Consider the following 13,249-nt stretch of genomic DNA (forward strand, 5'->3'; position numbering starts at 1 on the left):
AGCGTCGCGCTGAGCTGACATCACGCACCTATTGCATCGAGAAACTGATACCACGCCGCGACCATCCGCACACCCGGCGAGCGCAACGCATGAAAAGGCACCGGTTGCAAACCGTTCGTTGCGAGCAGCGACAATTCCGGCTTGTCGCCGAGCGCGAGCGCCGCCGCCTGCTGACCGAGCAGGCTGGCCATCGCCACACCTGCTCCGTTGTACCCCAGACAAAATGTCGTGACAGCATCGCTGCGCCCGATATGCGGCAATTGATCGAAGGTCATGCCGACGTAACCCGACCAGCGGTACTCCACCTTTACACTGGCGAGATCCGGAAACAGCGCGACCATCGCGCGCTGCAGCGCATCAAAACCGGTGAGTTGTCCTTCCTTGCCAAAAGCATCGCGTCCACCGAACACCATCCGGCCATCTGCCTTACGGAACCACTTCATCATGCGCCGCGTTTCGGTGTAGCTGCGCTGCTCCACCATCAGACGTGCATCGAGTTCGGCGGGTAAACGCTCAGTTGCAATGATCGCGCTGCGAAACGGCACGAGCGTACGCTGATAAGCACCGGTGGCCGGCGTCAGACTGGAATACGCGTTCGTCGCGACTATCACCTGTTTGGCCCGCACCGTGCCGCCCGGCGTGCGTATCAGCACGCCTTCGCCGTCGCGCTGCATGTCGATCGCCGGACACGACTCGTAGATCGGCACCTTGCGGGTCGTCAAGCCGGCGGCGATACCCTGCACGTAGCGCAGCGGCAGGATCGTGCCGGCATCGGCGCTCAATACGCCGCCGACGAAAGCACTCGAACCGGTCTCGCGCGCCACCTCGGCCCGCGATTGCACGGACATCGACGTATCGCCGAGCGCCTGTCGCACCCAGTCCGCTTCGGCACGAATCGTTGCGAAAGCACGCTCCGTATGCGCGCAGCGCAAGCTGCCAGTGTGCTGAAAATGCGTGTCGTGAAGCTTGAATTCGTCGACCAGCGACTCAACCACTCGCACGCCTTCGTGCGCGAGGCGATGCATCGTGCGCGCCGTATCAATGCCATGCAGCCGCGCGATGGTCGGAAACGAGAGGCGGAATTTCGACGACACCACGCCACCGTTACGGCCACTCGCGCCCCAACCGACCGGGTTGGCATCGAGCACCACCGTCTCCGCGCCGCGTTTTTGCAATGCGTACGCAGCACAAAGCCCCGAATAGCCGGCGCCGATCACCGCCACCTCGGTCACCAGATCGCGGGCCAACGGTGTACCGGTGCTAACAGGCGCCGTCGCGCCGCCCATCGCGGACCACAGCGACGCAGCGGACTGCCGGGCGGCAGGCGGTTTCATGCGGCGACCTGCTCCTCGGCCTCGACCGCGTCAGCGAGTGCCTTGAGCGTCGCAAACCTGAAGTCGGGTGTAGTCACGCGCTCGGGTATCGGCGTGGCGCCGAACCCTTGCAGCCCCTGACGGCGCTCGATCCAGCACACCGTATACCCAAGCTCGCGAGCCACGCCGATGTCGTGATACTGGCTTTGCGCAACGTGCAGGATGTCGCCGAACTTGTAGCCGAAGGCGGACTGGCGTCCGCGGTTATAGGCGAAGAACTGCGGGTCCGGCTTCGCAACACCGGTTTCGTCGGCGGTAACGCTGTCGTCGAACGGATCGCCAAGCGTGTGCGCATACGCAGACAAGGCCACGCGATCGGCATTGGTCATCGCCACCAGCCGGAAGTGCCGGCGCAGGCGCTGCAACGCCGCCACCGAATCGTCAAACGCGGGCCAGTCGAGCACGTCGCGCTGAAAAGCAGCGGCCGTCTGCGGATCGGCGGGCAGGCCCAGTTCAGCCGCCAACGAATGGTAGACGCTCGCCATCGCGTGGCTGGAGCGGCCCGGATACGTCGCGCGGCCACGGATGTACGGTTCGAAGATCTGGTCGTCGGTCAAATTGCGGGCCGCTTCGCCGCCGAGCCGCCGGACCGATTCCAGCACGCCTTTTTCAAAGTTGATCAGCGTGCCGACGACATCGAACGTCAGCACCTTGAAATCGGTCAGTTTTTTCATTCGTATTCCTCTTCAGTTTGATGTGAACCCTGGATGAGAGAGCCCGGCAATCCGGGCACATGAATCAGGCCGGCACGACTATGGTGTCCTGCGGGTCGAGCACCACGGTCATCTCCATGCCGGGCGCGGGAATCTGCAGACGGGCGTGGTAACTGCCCGGCTGGCGCAAGCTGATTGCCGTACCATCCGGCAGCGTCGCGAAGACGCGCAGGCTTTCGCCCTGATACAGCACCTCGGTCACGCGGCAACGCAGCTGGTTGAGCTGCGCACCGTTGCCATCACGACTGTCGTGGATGCGCAGCTTCTCCGTCTGCACCGCCAGCAGCAAAGCCTCGGCACGCGGCAACGGATGCGCTGTGCGCAGCACGGTCGCCCCGAGCAGCACCGCATCGGCGCCGGCACGCGTCACGCTCAACAACGTCGCTTCACCGATAAAACTCGCCACAAAGGCATCGCGCGGCCGGTCGTACAGATGCTCCGGCGTATCGACCTGCACGAGGCGGCCGTTGCGCAACACGGCAACGCGGTCGCTCATCGTCAGCGCCTCGCGCTGATCGTGCGTCACATAGACGATCGTCGCGCCCAGCTTTCTGTGCAGGCGGCGCAGTTCGATCTGCATGGTTTCGCGCAGTTGCTTGTCGAGCGCGGAGAGCGGCTCGTCCATCAGGATCAGTTGCGGCTCGAATACCATGGCGCGGGCGAGCGCCACGCGCTGACGCTGGCCACCGGATAGCTGCGCAATGCGCCGGCTTTCATAGCCGCTCAACTCGACCATCGCGAGCGCATCCGATACTTTCTTCGCCCAGCCCGACTTCGGCTGGCGCCGCGCGCGCAGAGGATAGGCGACGTTCTCGCCGACCGTCATATGGGGAAACAGCGCGTAGTTCTGAAACACGATGCCGATGTCGCGTTTATGGGGCGGCGCAAATGTAATATCACGGCCACCCACCCATACCGAGCCCGAACTCGGCTGCACGAAGCCGCCCAGAATGCCGAGCAGCGTGGTCTTGCCCGACCCGGACGGCCCGAGCAGCGAAACGAATTCGCCCGGCGCGATGTCGATGGACACGTCGTCGAGCGCGACCACCGGACCGTAGCGCCGCGCTGCCGAACGGATCGACACGTCTGCTTTCGCTCTTGCGTCCATGCTTGTTTCCCGTCCACAGGACCATCGGTTAGAAAAATATACGTGGCTGTTATTTCGTCAGCAATTCCCAAATTGTTGGATCAGGCATAACATCACGTCATGCCCAATCTCCGCCGCAAACTCCCTAGCGCCAATGCCCTGTTCGTGTTCGAGGCCGCGGCGCGGTGCGGCAACTTCACGCGTGCCGCCGAAGAGCTATATGTCAGCCAGCCGGCCGTGAGCCGCATGCTGGCGCGCATGGAAGACCACCTTGGGGTGCAACTGTTCGAGCGCGTGCGCGGCGGCATCGAACTGACCGAGAACGGCAAGATCCTGTATCGGAAGATTTCGGAGGGGTTTGGCGGGATCGAATCCGCAATCCGCGAAATCGAGGCCAGGGCAACCGGCATCGAAACGGTGACCCTCTCGGTTTCGACCGCTTTCACCACACATTGGCTGATGCCGCGCATGAACCGCCTGAACCAGGCGTTTCCGGGCGTCGATTTGCGTTTCCAGCTGATTTCAGGCCGCATTGGCGGGCCGCTCGTCGACGTCGACCTCGGTATGCGCTTCAGGACCGACGAAGAAATCGACGAGCACTCAGCGCTCGTGATGCCGGAAGTCCTGTTACCGGTATGCAATCGCCGCTATCACGAGCAACTGTTGCTGGACGCCGGCAGTCCGCACGACGACACCGTAATCAACATGGATGACGGCGAACGCGGCTGGCAGGAACGTTTCGCCGCGTTCGCCGAGCATCAGCGCAGGGCCGCGAACGTGCTGAGCTTTTCCGACTATGCGATCGTAGTGCAGGCCGCCTTGCTGGGCCAGGGAGTCGCGCTGGGCTGGTTGAACGTGCTGTCGCACTGGCTGGCCGACGGTGCGCTGATCCCGGCTGAGCACGAACTGATCGTGACGGACCGGCGCTGCTGTCTGGTGTGGCCGGCGAGCCGTCCGTTGCGCCCGGTAGTGGCTGCGCTGCGCGACTGGATCATCGAGGAAGTGCATGCCGACATGATTCGCGTCGACGCGGCCTACCCCGATCTGTGCCTCGCAGCCACGCTGCGCAATGGTAAAGCGCTTTAGCGGCAGCGCCGACGCGCGCCGCTAACCATAAGCTCAATGCATCACGCCGAAGATCACATCCGCGCCTTCCACCGGTGTGAGGCCGACCTTGAAATACCCTTCGAGCCGGTCCGCAACCGCTTCGTCGAGTGTAAACGGCGGCCGGATAAAGCCGACCTTGACCGCATGTTCGTACCACGCAGTGATCCACGCGCGCAGGTCGACCACATACTGCGGCAGTCCGATATATTCGTCGTAAGCCATGATCTCTCCTTCCCCTTGGTCATGCCATCAGGCGGCTAACCGGCCAACGCTCATTGCAGGCTGGCGATTCGCTGGCGGAAAAACATGCCAGCTGCCGTCGTCATGGCGGAAGAAAAACAGGGTGACTGGACCACTCGGGCAGTTCGCTTCGATGCACACCCGGCAAATGCGGCCGGATTGCGAACGTTGTGTCATCAATACGCGGAGCGGTTGGGCGCTGGCCGCACCAAGCCACTTCTCGACCAGAAAACGCAACGACCTTTCCGCAGTACTCATAGCCCCTCCGAGGTGCCCATGAAAGCATCGTAGGGTCAACGGAAATGCACCTGTATCGGGAGTGGCGGATGTTGGACGCCGGATCGGCTGATTCTCCGCTCAGGATTTCCCTAATAATCCTTAGACATTTAATGCGCGCTGGCTATTCGGCGGCCAGACCGTGCCTGATCGCATAGCGGATCAACTCGGCGTTGTTCGCAAGACCCAGCTTTTGCATGAGACGCATCTTGTGAGTACTGATGGTTTTCGCGCTGAGCGCGAGGGCCTCGGCGATGTCGTTGATGCTTTTGCCCGACGCCAGCATCTGCAGCACCTGAAATTCGCGGTCGGACAGAATTTCGTGCGGCGGCGCATCGCCCGAGTGCGTCTCGAAGATGATCGCGTCAACCAGCTTCGGGTCGATAAAGCGGCCGCCGCTTGCGAGTTTGCGAATCGCGGTAAGCAGGACCTCGGGATCGCTGTCCTTCGTCACATAGCCGGTCGCGCCCGCGCGCAAGGCCCGCGACACCACCTGGGCTTCATTGTGGATGCTCAGCACCAGCACCGGCAACGACGGCTGCTCGGCACGCACGCGCCGGATCAGGTCGACGCCGCTGATGCCCGGCATGGTCATGTCGAGCAGCAACAGGTCGATCTCGGACGTGCGCAGCTTCTCGACCACTTCGGAGCCTTGTGCCGCCTCTCCGTTCACGACGATGTCGGCGGTCGTCGCGATGATCTGCTTCAATCCGCCGCGCACGATAGCGTGGTCGTCTGCAATAAGTATCTTGATCATGTGTGAGGTTCTTCGTCTAGCGGAATGTGAATCGAAACTGAGGTACCTGTACCGGGTGAACTGTCGATCAGCAGCGAAGCGCCAATCAGGCGGGCGCGTTCGCGCATGCCAAGCACACCGTACGAATCGCCTTTGCGCGCTGCTTCCTGATCGAAACCGCAGCCGTCGTCGCTCACGTGCAGATCGAGCCCGTTCGCGGAGCGCGTTAGCGTAACGTCTGCCCTGGTAGCGCGGGCATGGCGCGCAACATTCGTGAGCGAGGCCTGAACGATGCGAAATACCGCCGTTGCATGAGCATCCGGAAGCACAGGCTCGCTGCCGTTGATGCGAAACTGGCAGGGAATGTTGTTACGCCGGCTGAAATCTTCAACCAGCCACTCGAGCGCGGAAACGATGCCGAAATTGAGCGCAGCGGGCCGCAGATGGCTCGCCACGTTGCGCACCATCCAGATGGTCGTTTCAACCAGTTCGCGCATGTCGTCGGCCTTTTTCGCCGCATCCGAGTCGCCGGCGAGCCGCATCTTGAGCAGCGAGACATCCATTTTCAACGCCGTGAGGAGTTGCCCCAGTTCGTCGTGAATCTCCATCGCGATGCGCTTTCTTTCTTCTTCGCGAATCGCTTCCATGTAGGCCGACAGCTCGCGTAGCTGTTCCCGCGATTCGAGCAGCGCCTGTTCGATGCGCTTGCGCTCCGTGATGTCGTTCAGGCCGACGTAAATGGCGGGCGCCTCGTTGTAGGTCGCCACGCGGGCCGTCGCCATCGCCCAGAATACCGAGCCATCTGGCCGCGTGAACTGAATCTCGCTGTTGTGAAAACTCCCCTCGCGCTGCAAATGATCGACCAGGCTGTCGCGCTCCAGCGGATCGGCGTAAAAGTCCACGACATTCGCAGCGTCGTTGAGCAGGTCGAGTCCGAACAGTTCCTGGAACGGCCCGTTCGTATAGAGGAGCTGCCCGCCCGGCATCGAGGTAATGCATAACGGCACCGGGCTCGTCTCGACAATCGCACGAAAACGCGCCTCGCTCGACAGCAGTTTCGCCTCGGCGCGTCTGCGCTCCTCGACCTGCGCCAGCAGACTCTGGTTCGCTCGCGCCAGTTCGGCGGTGCGCAGCGCGACGCGCCCCTCCAGCTGGTCGCGCGCACGCGATAATGCTGCCTCGGCCTGTTGACGCACCGACACCTCCGCGAGCAGTTGCCGGTTCTGCACAACCAGTTGCTTGTGCATCGTTCGCAGTGCGAGATGTGTGCTGACGCGCGCGATCATTTCCTCTACGTGTACGGGCTTGGTCAGGTAATCGACGCCGCCCGCAGAAAATCCTTCGACCATGTCCTCGCTGCCGGTACGCGAGGTCATGAAGATCACCGCGATATCCCGGGTGCGATCGTCCATCTTCAGGCGCCGGCAGGTTTCGAAGCCGTCGATGCCGGGCATCTTGACGTCGAGCAGAATCAGATCAGGTTGCGAGAACTGAGCGCGCTCGAGCGCTTCCGCGCCGTCGAGCGCGACAAGGACGCGAAAGCCGCGTTCAGTCAGACTGTCGACGACGACGCCCAGATTGGCGGGCGTATCGTCGGCGATGAGGATGGTGGGCTGCTCGCTGAGTTGGCCCGTTGTGTCGCTCATGGTGCCGGCCTTTGCACAAGATTTTGTTCGACCAACTCAAGAATCGCCTTCGACTGGTAGCCCTTCGCCAGTAGACGCACCTGCTCCGCGAACGGGGCATAGCGTGCGTCGAGTGCCGCGACGCGCTCGCTCCAGAGCGAAATTTCCCTCATGTCGCCATGCCGGGCGAGGCGGTGCAACTCGTTCATTTCCTGCGGCGGCACGGCAAGACTCGCTTCGGACAACGACACGCCCTGTTGCGCCGTTGCGGGTGCCGTCGCCGGTGCTGTTGCATACGTCCACTCCAGGCCGAGCAACGCCGCGATCTTCTCAAGCAGCCGGTCGAAATCGACTGGCTTCGGGAGAAAGGCATTCACGCCGGCGTCGAGGCTCCGTTTCTCGTCAGTGCCGGACGGACTCGCGGACACCGCGATGATCGGCACATCCGCAATGCCCGGCGACTGGCGCAGCCGCTGGGTCACTTCGAGGCCATCCATGTCGGGCATCACGATGTCTGTAACAACCAGCGACGGCCGCTCGTGTTGGGCCTGTTCAAGCCCTTCACGGCCGGTCGCCGCTTCGACGGTGTCGAACCCGAGCCGCTCGAGCAAAGTAATGACAACCGCACGATTGACCGGCACGTCGTCGATCACCAGCACCTTCCTGCGCGGACCGTCGTAGCCCGTCACATCCCGAGCGGGCGGCGCAGTCACCGGGGCGTCCGGCAGCGCGAGCGCTGCCGCAAGCTCGAACCAGAACAGGCTGCCTTCTCCAACCCGGCTTTCGACGTGAATCTCGCCACCCATTGCGCGGACGAACTGGCGGCTGATCGCAAGACCCAGCCCGGTGCCGCCAACCCGGCGCTCGGGCCGGCCGACCTGTTCAAAGGGCTCGAAAATCGTCTCCAACTGCTCAGCGAGCATGCCGACACCCGTGTCCCGTACCTCGAAGCGCACCGCCCCCGGCTCAGCCCTCATGATATGCAGACTCACGCTGCCATGGTCCGTGAATTTGACGGCATTCGCGAGCAGATTGAGCAGCACCTGGCGCAGGCGCTGTCCGTCTGCACGCACGCCGGCACGCGCATCGCCGGCGATTTCGCAGATGAAATCCAGACCCTTCTGCTCCGCCTTCACGCCGATGATCTCGCGCAGCACGTCAACCAGCCCCGCCAGCGGCACGTCGCCGATCTGGACGCGCAATTTGCCGGCTTCGATCTTTGCGAAGTCGAGCGTGTCGTCGATCAGCGTCAACAGGTGCTCGCCACTGCGCTGGATCACCGCAACACCTTCGAGCTGCCGCTCGCCGAGCGCAGGGTCACGCCGCAAGATCTGGGCGTAGCCGAGAATGCCGTTCAGCGGCGTGCGCAATTCGTGGCTCATGTTGGCGAGGAATTCGCCCTTGGCGCGATTCGCCGCCTCGGCGGCCTGGCGTGCCTCGCGCTCCCTCGCGGCCGCGCGCTCCTCGAGATACGCACGATGCAGCCGCGCGCCCATCGCGTTGAACGCCGTCACCACGCGATCGAGTTCATCCGGCGCGTCGGGTGCCCGCCGTTGCAGGCCAAGCGGCTGCGGCGTCTCGTGAAAGTCGTAGTCGCCGACACCGCTCGCGATCGCAGCAAGATGCCGCGTCACGAGCCGGGACAGGATGTAGATTGCAAACAGCGAAACGAGGAACGTATTGGCCGCCTGGCTCACCAGAATGAGCAGCGCCGTATGCGTCAGTTCGTGGTACAGATTAGCCAGAGTGGCCTGGACATAGAGCGTGCCGATCCGCTGATCCTTGCCCTGCACCCGGTAAAGCAGCGGAAATTCGCGGGCTATTGCCGGACCAGCCGTGCGCCGCCCTGCCGTCACGATCATCGGCGCGGCACCCGCACCGGCTTCGATAACCTCGGCGGCGCAGATATCTTCGAGACGCAGAATGCCGTCCAGCTCGATTTGCAGTTGCGGCTGATCGAGCCGCCAGAGCGCCTCGCCGACGCCGCCGCTGTAGCTTCTGTCGATGTCCGCGAGACGATTTTGGACCCGTTCGATTCCTCGGTCATAATCACGGTAGAGTTGCAGCGCAGTCAGCAAAAGCGTGACTACGCAGCTGAAAAGGAATACCGTCGCGAGAAGCCGCAGAACCACGCTGTGGCGAAAGCGATTGAGCGAACTCCACCATGCGCCGAACGTGTTGAGAGCCATATTCCCCCGCGAGTGCCCTGGTTCTCGTTTTCCCTATTCTGCACTCGTTGCCGATCCGCGGTCTACCCATAGAGCGCCGGGTAGCAGCGCGCCACGGCGCCGAAGCGCCCTCTCGGTGGTGCGTGGCCTCGCCGCGGGGCTGCTTGTCTGCGCTGCGACCGTCCTGCCCGCGTTCGCCCTGGATACCGTCAAACCGCTAAAGTCTGATGAATTCCGGGTTCGCTACGCCTACCCATTCGAACTCCTTACGGAAGTACTCAAACGTACGACGCCAGCCTACGGCCCTTACGTCGAAGAGCCCTACACCGAAACCATTTCGGTCGCGCGTTCGCATGAAGAAGCCCTGAAGGGCGACCGTATCAACATCATGATCAGCGATGCAGGGCACAAGGAATTCGACGAGGACATGATTCCCGTTCCGTTCCCGATCGACAAGGGACTGCTCGGCTACCGCGTTGCGCTGATCGACTCGGATAACCAGTCGAAGATCGACGCCGTTCAGACGCTCGAGCAACTCCGCACGCTGTCGGTCGGCCAGGGAAGCAACTGGGGCGACGTCCGCGTCTATGAATACAACCATGTGCCCGTAAGAACTGCACAAACCTACGAATCGCTTTTTCTGATGCTTTTACATGGACGTTTCGACCTGTTTCCACGGGGCGTCACGGAAGCCCCGGGGGAAGTACTTGCCTATGGCCCTCAGTATCCGCGCCTCGTGATAGATCGGCACCTGCTGATCCGCTATCCGTTCGCGCAGTTCTTTTATGTCAGCAAGTCGGAGCCGCGGCTCGCCGCCCGCATCCGCGATGGGCTCGAGCAGATGAAAAAAGACGGCAGCTTCGACGCGTTCTTCAACCAGCACTTCGCCCGGCAACTCATCGATCTCAAACTGCCGGATCGCACCGTCATCGAGCTCAAGAATCCGTACTTGCCGGCATGGGTTCCGTTGTCGCGCAAGGATCTCTGGTTCGATCCCAATTCGCTGCGCTAGCCGGCTTGCCAGCCTGTTAGATCATACAGATCAGCCGGCCATGGCGAGCGTATCCGGTATCGAGGCGTGTAACAGGACCTCGTCCACCAGATCTGCCACATTCAGCAAGGTCCGCTCGACCGCGCCACCTAGCATTTCACTGTGGGTTTTGCGCAGTTCCCATAAGGTCTCGCCGAGCCTGCGAATCGATGCAGGCTCGCTATCGGTCAATGGCCAGCAATGCAGCAGATACGCCAGCGAGGTAACGTTTCGCTGCTCACACCATGTGTCGAACAGATGCATGCAGATCGAGTTGATCTGCTCCACTGCATTTTCGCGCTCGGACAGATAGGGGAACATGGCGCACCAACCGGATAAACGATTTCGATATCCAATGCTAGGCGCGCGGTCAACGGGTTGCAGTCAGGAAGCGTGGAAAATGCCCGACATGGATGCTGAATCGCGGGTCAGGAAATCCTTAATGCAACGCGACAGGGTCGATAAGGCTGAATCGCCGGACCGGAGCATAGCAGACCGTCAGCTCTTCAACCGGTACCCCGTCTTGAAGATCCACGCGACGATAACCAGAAAAATGGCCAGAAACAGCGCGGTCATGCCGAGACTCACCGCGACGTCCACATCTGCCAAGCCGTAAAAACTCCAGCGAAAACCGCTCACCAGGTACACGATCGGATTGAACAGGGTCACGATCTTCCAGAACGGCGGCAACATATTGACCGCATAGAAGCTTCCGCCGAGAAACGTCAGCGGCGTGATGATCAGCAGCGGCACGAGTTGCAGCTTCTCGAAACTGTCCGCCCAGATGCCGATGATGAAACCAAACAGGCTGAACGTAACCGCGGTGAGCACCAGGAACAGCACCATCCAGAACGGATGCAGCACTTGCAACGGCACAAAGAGCCCGGCAGTAGCGAGAATGATCAGTCCCAGCAGAATCGATTTGGTTGCTGCCGCACCGACGTAGCTCACCACGATCTCGAGATACGAGACCGGCGCGGACAACAACTCGTAAATCGTTCCTGTGAACCGTGGAAAGTAGATCCCAAACGACGCGTTCGAAATGCTTTGCGACAACAGCGACAGCATGATCAGCCCCGGCACGATGAACGCGCCGTAAGTGATGCCGTCCACTTCCTTGATGCGCGAGCCGATTGCCGCGCCGAACACGACGAAATACAGCGAAGTGGAAATCACCGGCGCGATAATGCTCTGCATCAGCGTGCGCCAGGTGCGCGCCATTTCGAACTTGTAGATTGCGCGGATTGCGTAAATGTTCATTGATCACCTCTCAGCAGACTGACAAAGATGTCTTCGAGCGAACTCTGCGTCGTCTGCAGATCCTTGAAGCGAATGCCTGCGTCTTCTAGCGCTTTGAGCAAGGCGATGATGCTGTTTTGCTCGCGTTCCGTGTCGTAGGTATAGATCAACTCGTTGCCATCCGCGGAGAGCGTGAGGCGATAGTCGGCGAGCGCCGGCGGCACCTGTTCCAGCGGACTTTCGAGTTGCAGTGTCAGTTGCTTCTTGCCGAGCTTGCGCATCAGTTCGGCCTTGTCTTCGACCAGCATGATCTCGCCCGCGTTGATCACGCCGATGCGGTCGGCCATTTCTTCGGCCTCGTCGATATAGTGCGTGGTGAGAATGATGGTCACGCCGCTCGCGCTCAGCGAGCGCACCAGTTGCCACATGTCGCGCCGCAACTCGACGTCGACACCCGCCGTGGGCTCGTCGAGAAACAGCACGCGCGGTTCATGCGAAAGCGCCTTGGCGATCAGCACACGGCGTTTCATGCCGCCCGAAAGCTGGATGATCTTGTTGTTACGCTTTTCCCATAGCGACAGGTCCCTGAGCACCTTCTCGATGTACGCAGGGTTCGCCGGTTTGCCGAACAGTCCGCGGCTAAAAGAAACCGTGGCCCAGACCGTCTCGAACGCGTCGGTAGTGAGTTCTTGCGGCACCAGCCCGATCAGCGAACGCGCCGCCCGGTAAGCAGTGCCAATATCATGACCGTCCACCACCACGGAGCCTTCCGACGCCTTCACGATGCCGCAAATGATACTGATCAGCGTGGTTTTGCCGGCACCGTTCGGTCCTAGCAACGCGAAGATCTCGCCACGGCGAATCGACAGATTGATGTTTTTAAGCGCGTGGAAACCGGAAGCGTAGGTCTTGGAGAGATTCGTGACAGAGACGACAGGCTGCATGGAGGACAAGGGTACGGACGCAGCTGCCGGTTGGGTTTGCCGGGCCGCAGCCCGGAGAGATGTTTCGGAATCGATGATGATCCTCGCAATGTAAAGGGAAGCGCGTTATCGCTGGGGCATCTCGAACACGAGACAGGTCGTCGTAGCATGCGCATACAAGGTGCCGTCGGGCCCGACCAGGCGCGCTTCAGCGGTTGCCAGTTGGCGGCCGCAATGAATCACTTTGCCCTCAGCGCGCACGCGTTTTACGCGGGGCGTCAGCCCCTTCACGTAGTTCACGCTGAGTTCGGCCGTGGTATAGCCTCGTCCAGGCGGCATCTTCGTGTGTACGGAACAGCCGAGTGCCGAATCGAGCAGCGTGGCGACCCAGCCGCCGTGAATCGTGCCGAGCGGGTTCAGATGCTGTGCCCGCGGTTCACCCTGAAACACGCAGCCGCCGTCACTGACTTCCACAATCGTGAAGTCCAGGGTCTTCGCTATCGCTGCGTAGGGGACTTCGCCGCGCAGCATGGCCTGCAGGAATTCCAGCCCGGTCTTGCCGGCAACCTGTTCGGGGCTTGCCAGTCCGGGGCCCGGTCCCGCTTCCAGCCGGCTCACAATCTCCGCCTCCTCGGCGAGCCATGTCTCGATCACTTGTTCGGATGTCACTGCAAATCTCCGTGTTTTATTGATGTTTCGCGCGGGCTGGGGCCGCTCGGCCGCCCTCCGCGC

The 13,249-nt window shown here is 61.7% G+C and carries 13 protein-coding genes; 2 read left to right on the forward strand and 11 right to left on the reverse strand.

What is annotated here, in order from left to right:
• Nucleotides 1-20: 20 nt before the first annotated feature.
• The 3 genes from P3T20_RS02950 to P3T20_RS02960 all read right to left on the reverse strand — a co-directional run bounded on the left by P3T20_RS02950 (nucleotide 21) and on the right by P3T20_RS02960 (nucleotide 3,194).
• Nucleotides 21-1,334 carry an FAD-dependent oxidoreductase gene (locus P3T20_RS02950; RefSeq protein WP_429285996.1) on the reverse strand — a complete coding sequence of 438 codons (1,314 nt, stop codon included), beginning with the start codon at nucleotides 1,332-1,334 and terminating at the stop codon, nucleotides 21-23.
• Nucleotides 1,331-2,047: an HAD-IA family hydrolase gene (locus P3T20_RS02955; RefSeq protein WP_429285997.1), complete on the reverse strand. Its 717-nt coding sequence runs from the start codon at nucleotides 2,045-2,047 to the stop codon at nucleotides 1,331-1,333. Before P3T20_RS02955 ends, P3T20_RS02950 begins: the two co-directional genes overlap by 4 nt.
• Before the next feature lie 64 nt (nucleotides 2,048-2,111).
• On the reverse strand, nucleotides 2,112-3,194 hold the full coding sequence (locus tag P3T20_RS02960; protein ID WP_429285998.1) for an ABC transporter ATP-binding protein: 1,083 nt from the start codon (nucleotides 3,192-3,194) through the stop codon (nucleotides 2,112-2,114).
• Between the two features lie 99 nt (nucleotides 3,195-3,293).
• Between P3T20_RS02960 and P3T20_RS02965 the strand changes: the two genes are divergently transcribed.
• Nucleotides 3,294-4,259, forward strand: coding sequence for a LysR family transcriptional regulator (locus P3T20_RS02965; protein ID WP_429285999.1), 966 nt, complete (start codon nucleotides 3,294-3,296; stop codon nucleotides 4,257-4,259).
• A 33-nt stretch (nucleotides 4,260-4,292) separates the two neighbouring features.
• On the opposite strand, the gene P3T20_RS02970 is transcribed toward P3T20_RS02965, so the two are convergent.
• The 4 genes from P3T20_RS02970 to P3T20_RS02985 form a co-directional block, all read right to left on the reverse strand.
• Nucleotides 4,293-4,502, reverse strand: coding sequence for a hypothetical protein (locus P3T20_RS02970; protein ID WP_074269153.1), 210 nt, complete (start codon nucleotides 4,500-4,502; stop codon nucleotides 4,293-4,295).
• Nucleotides 4,503-4,920: 418 nt separating this feature from the next.
• A complete protein-coding gene (locus P3T20_RS02975; protein ID WP_429286000.1) occupies nucleotides 4,921-5,553 on the reverse strand; it encodes a response regulator in 633 nt (210 codons plus the stop codon).
• Complete coding sequence (locus tag P3T20_RS02980; protein WP_429286001.1) at nucleotides 5,550-7,178, reverse strand: hybrid sensor histidine kinase/response regulator; 1,629 nt, start codon at nucleotides 7,176-7,178, stop codon at nucleotides 5,550-5,552. Before P3T20_RS02980 ends, P3T20_RS02975 begins: the two co-directional genes overlap by 4 nt.
• Entirely contained in the window at nucleotides 7,175-9,346 is a 2,172-nt protein-coding gene (locus P3T20_RS02985) for an ATP-binding protein (protein WP_429286002.1), read from the reverse strand. The genes P3T20_RS02980 and P3T20_RS02985 overlap by 4 nt, the downstream gene beginning before the upstream one ends.
• Between P3T20_RS02985 and P3T20_RS02990 the strand changes: the two genes are divergently transcribed.
• A complete protein-coding gene (locus P3T20_RS02990) occupies nucleotides 9,306-10,337 on the forward strand; it encodes a substrate-binding periplasmic protein (RefSeq protein ID WP_143787715.1) in 1,032 nt (343 codons plus the stop codon). The two genes, P3T20_RS02985 and P3T20_RS02990, sit on opposite strands and share 41 nt — an antisense overlap.
• Before the next feature lie 30 nt (nucleotides 10,338-10,367).
• Here P3T20_RS02990 and P3T20_RS02995 read toward each other — a convergent pair whose 3' ends face one another.
• The 4 genes from P3T20_RS02995 to P3T20_RS03010 all read right to left on the reverse strand — a co-directional run bounded on the left by P3T20_RS02995 (nucleotide 10,368) and on the right by P3T20_RS03010 (nucleotide 13,186).
• Entirely contained in the window at nucleotides 10,368-10,676 is a 309-nt protein-coding gene (locus P3T20_RS02995; RefSeq protein ID WP_429286003.1) for a hypothetical protein, read from the reverse strand.
• Nucleotides 10,677-10,853: 177 nt separating this feature from the next.
• Nucleotides 10,854-11,615 (reverse strand): ABC transporter permease, encoded by a 762-nt coding sequence (locus P3T20_RS03000; RefSeq protein ID WP_074269160.1) that lies wholly within the window; start codon nucleotides 11,613-11,615, stop codon nucleotides 10,854-10,856.
• Entirely contained in the window at nucleotides 11,612-12,538 is a 927-nt protein-coding gene (locus P3T20_RS03005) for an ABC transporter ATP-binding protein (RefSeq protein ID WP_074269161.1), read from the reverse strand. Before P3T20_RS03005 ends, P3T20_RS03000 begins: the two co-directional genes overlap by 4 nt.
• Nucleotides 12,539-12,643: 105 nt before the next feature.
• The gene (locus P3T20_RS03010; RefSeq protein WP_429286004.1) at nucleotides 12,644-13,186 is read right to left on the reverse strand and encodes a PaaI family thioesterase; all 543 of its coding nucleotides are present in this window, start codon (nucleotides 13,184-13,186) and stop codon (nucleotides 12,644-12,646) included.
• Nucleotides 13,187-13,249 lie beyond the last annotated feature (63 nt).

Origin of the sequence: Paraburkholderia sp. GAS206C (assembly GCF_050435645.1) — a bacterium.
Lineage (GTDB): Bacteria > Pseudomonadota > Gammaproteobacteria > Burkholderiales > Burkholderiaceae > Paraburkholderia > Paraburkholderia phenazinium_B.

Coding starts and splice junctions, on each gene's coding strand:
- P3T20_RS02950 (WP_429285996.1), bottom strand. CDS start 1,334: ATGAAACCGCCTGCCGCCCGGCAGTCCGCTGCGTCGCTGTGGTCCGCG.
- P3T20_RS02955 (WP_429285997.1), bottom strand. CDS start 2,047: ATGAAAAAACTGACCGATTTCAAGGTGCTGACGTTCGATGTCGTCGGC.
- P3T20_RS02960 (WP_429285998.1), bottom strand. CDS start 3,194: ATGGACGCAAGAGCGAAAGCAGACGTGTCGATCCGTTCGGCAGCGCGG.
- P3T20_RS02965 (WP_429285999.1), top strand. CDS start 3,294: ATGCCCAATCTCCGCCGCAAACTCCCTAGCGCCAATGCCCTGTTCGTG.
- P3T20_RS02970 (WP_074269153.1), bottom strand. CDS start 4,502: ATGGCTTACGACGAATATATCGGACTGCCGCAGTATGTGGTCGACCTG.
- P3T20_RS02975 (WP_429286000.1), bottom strand. CDS start 5,553: ATGATCAAGATACTTATTGCAGACGACCACGCTATCGTGCGCGGCGGA.
- P3T20_RS02980 (WP_429286001.1), bottom strand. CDS start 7,178: ATGAGCGACACAACGGGCCAACTCAGCGAGCAGCCCACCATCCTCATC.
- P3T20_RS02985 (WP_429286002.1), bottom strand. CDS start 9,346: ATGGCTCTCAACACGTTCGGCGCATGGTGGAGTTCGCTCAATCGCTTT.
- P3T20_RS02995 (WP_429286003.1), bottom strand. CDS start 10,676: ATGTTCCCCTATCTGTCCGAGCGCGAAAATGCAGTGGAGCAGATCAAC.
- P3T20_RS03000 (WP_074269160.1), bottom strand. CDS start 11,615: ATGAACATTTACGCAATCCGCGCAATCTACAAGTTCGAAATGGCGCGC.
- P3T20_RS03005 (WP_074269161.1), bottom strand. CDS start 12,538: ATGCAGCCTGTCGTCTCTGTCACGAATCTCTCCAAGACCTACGCTTCC.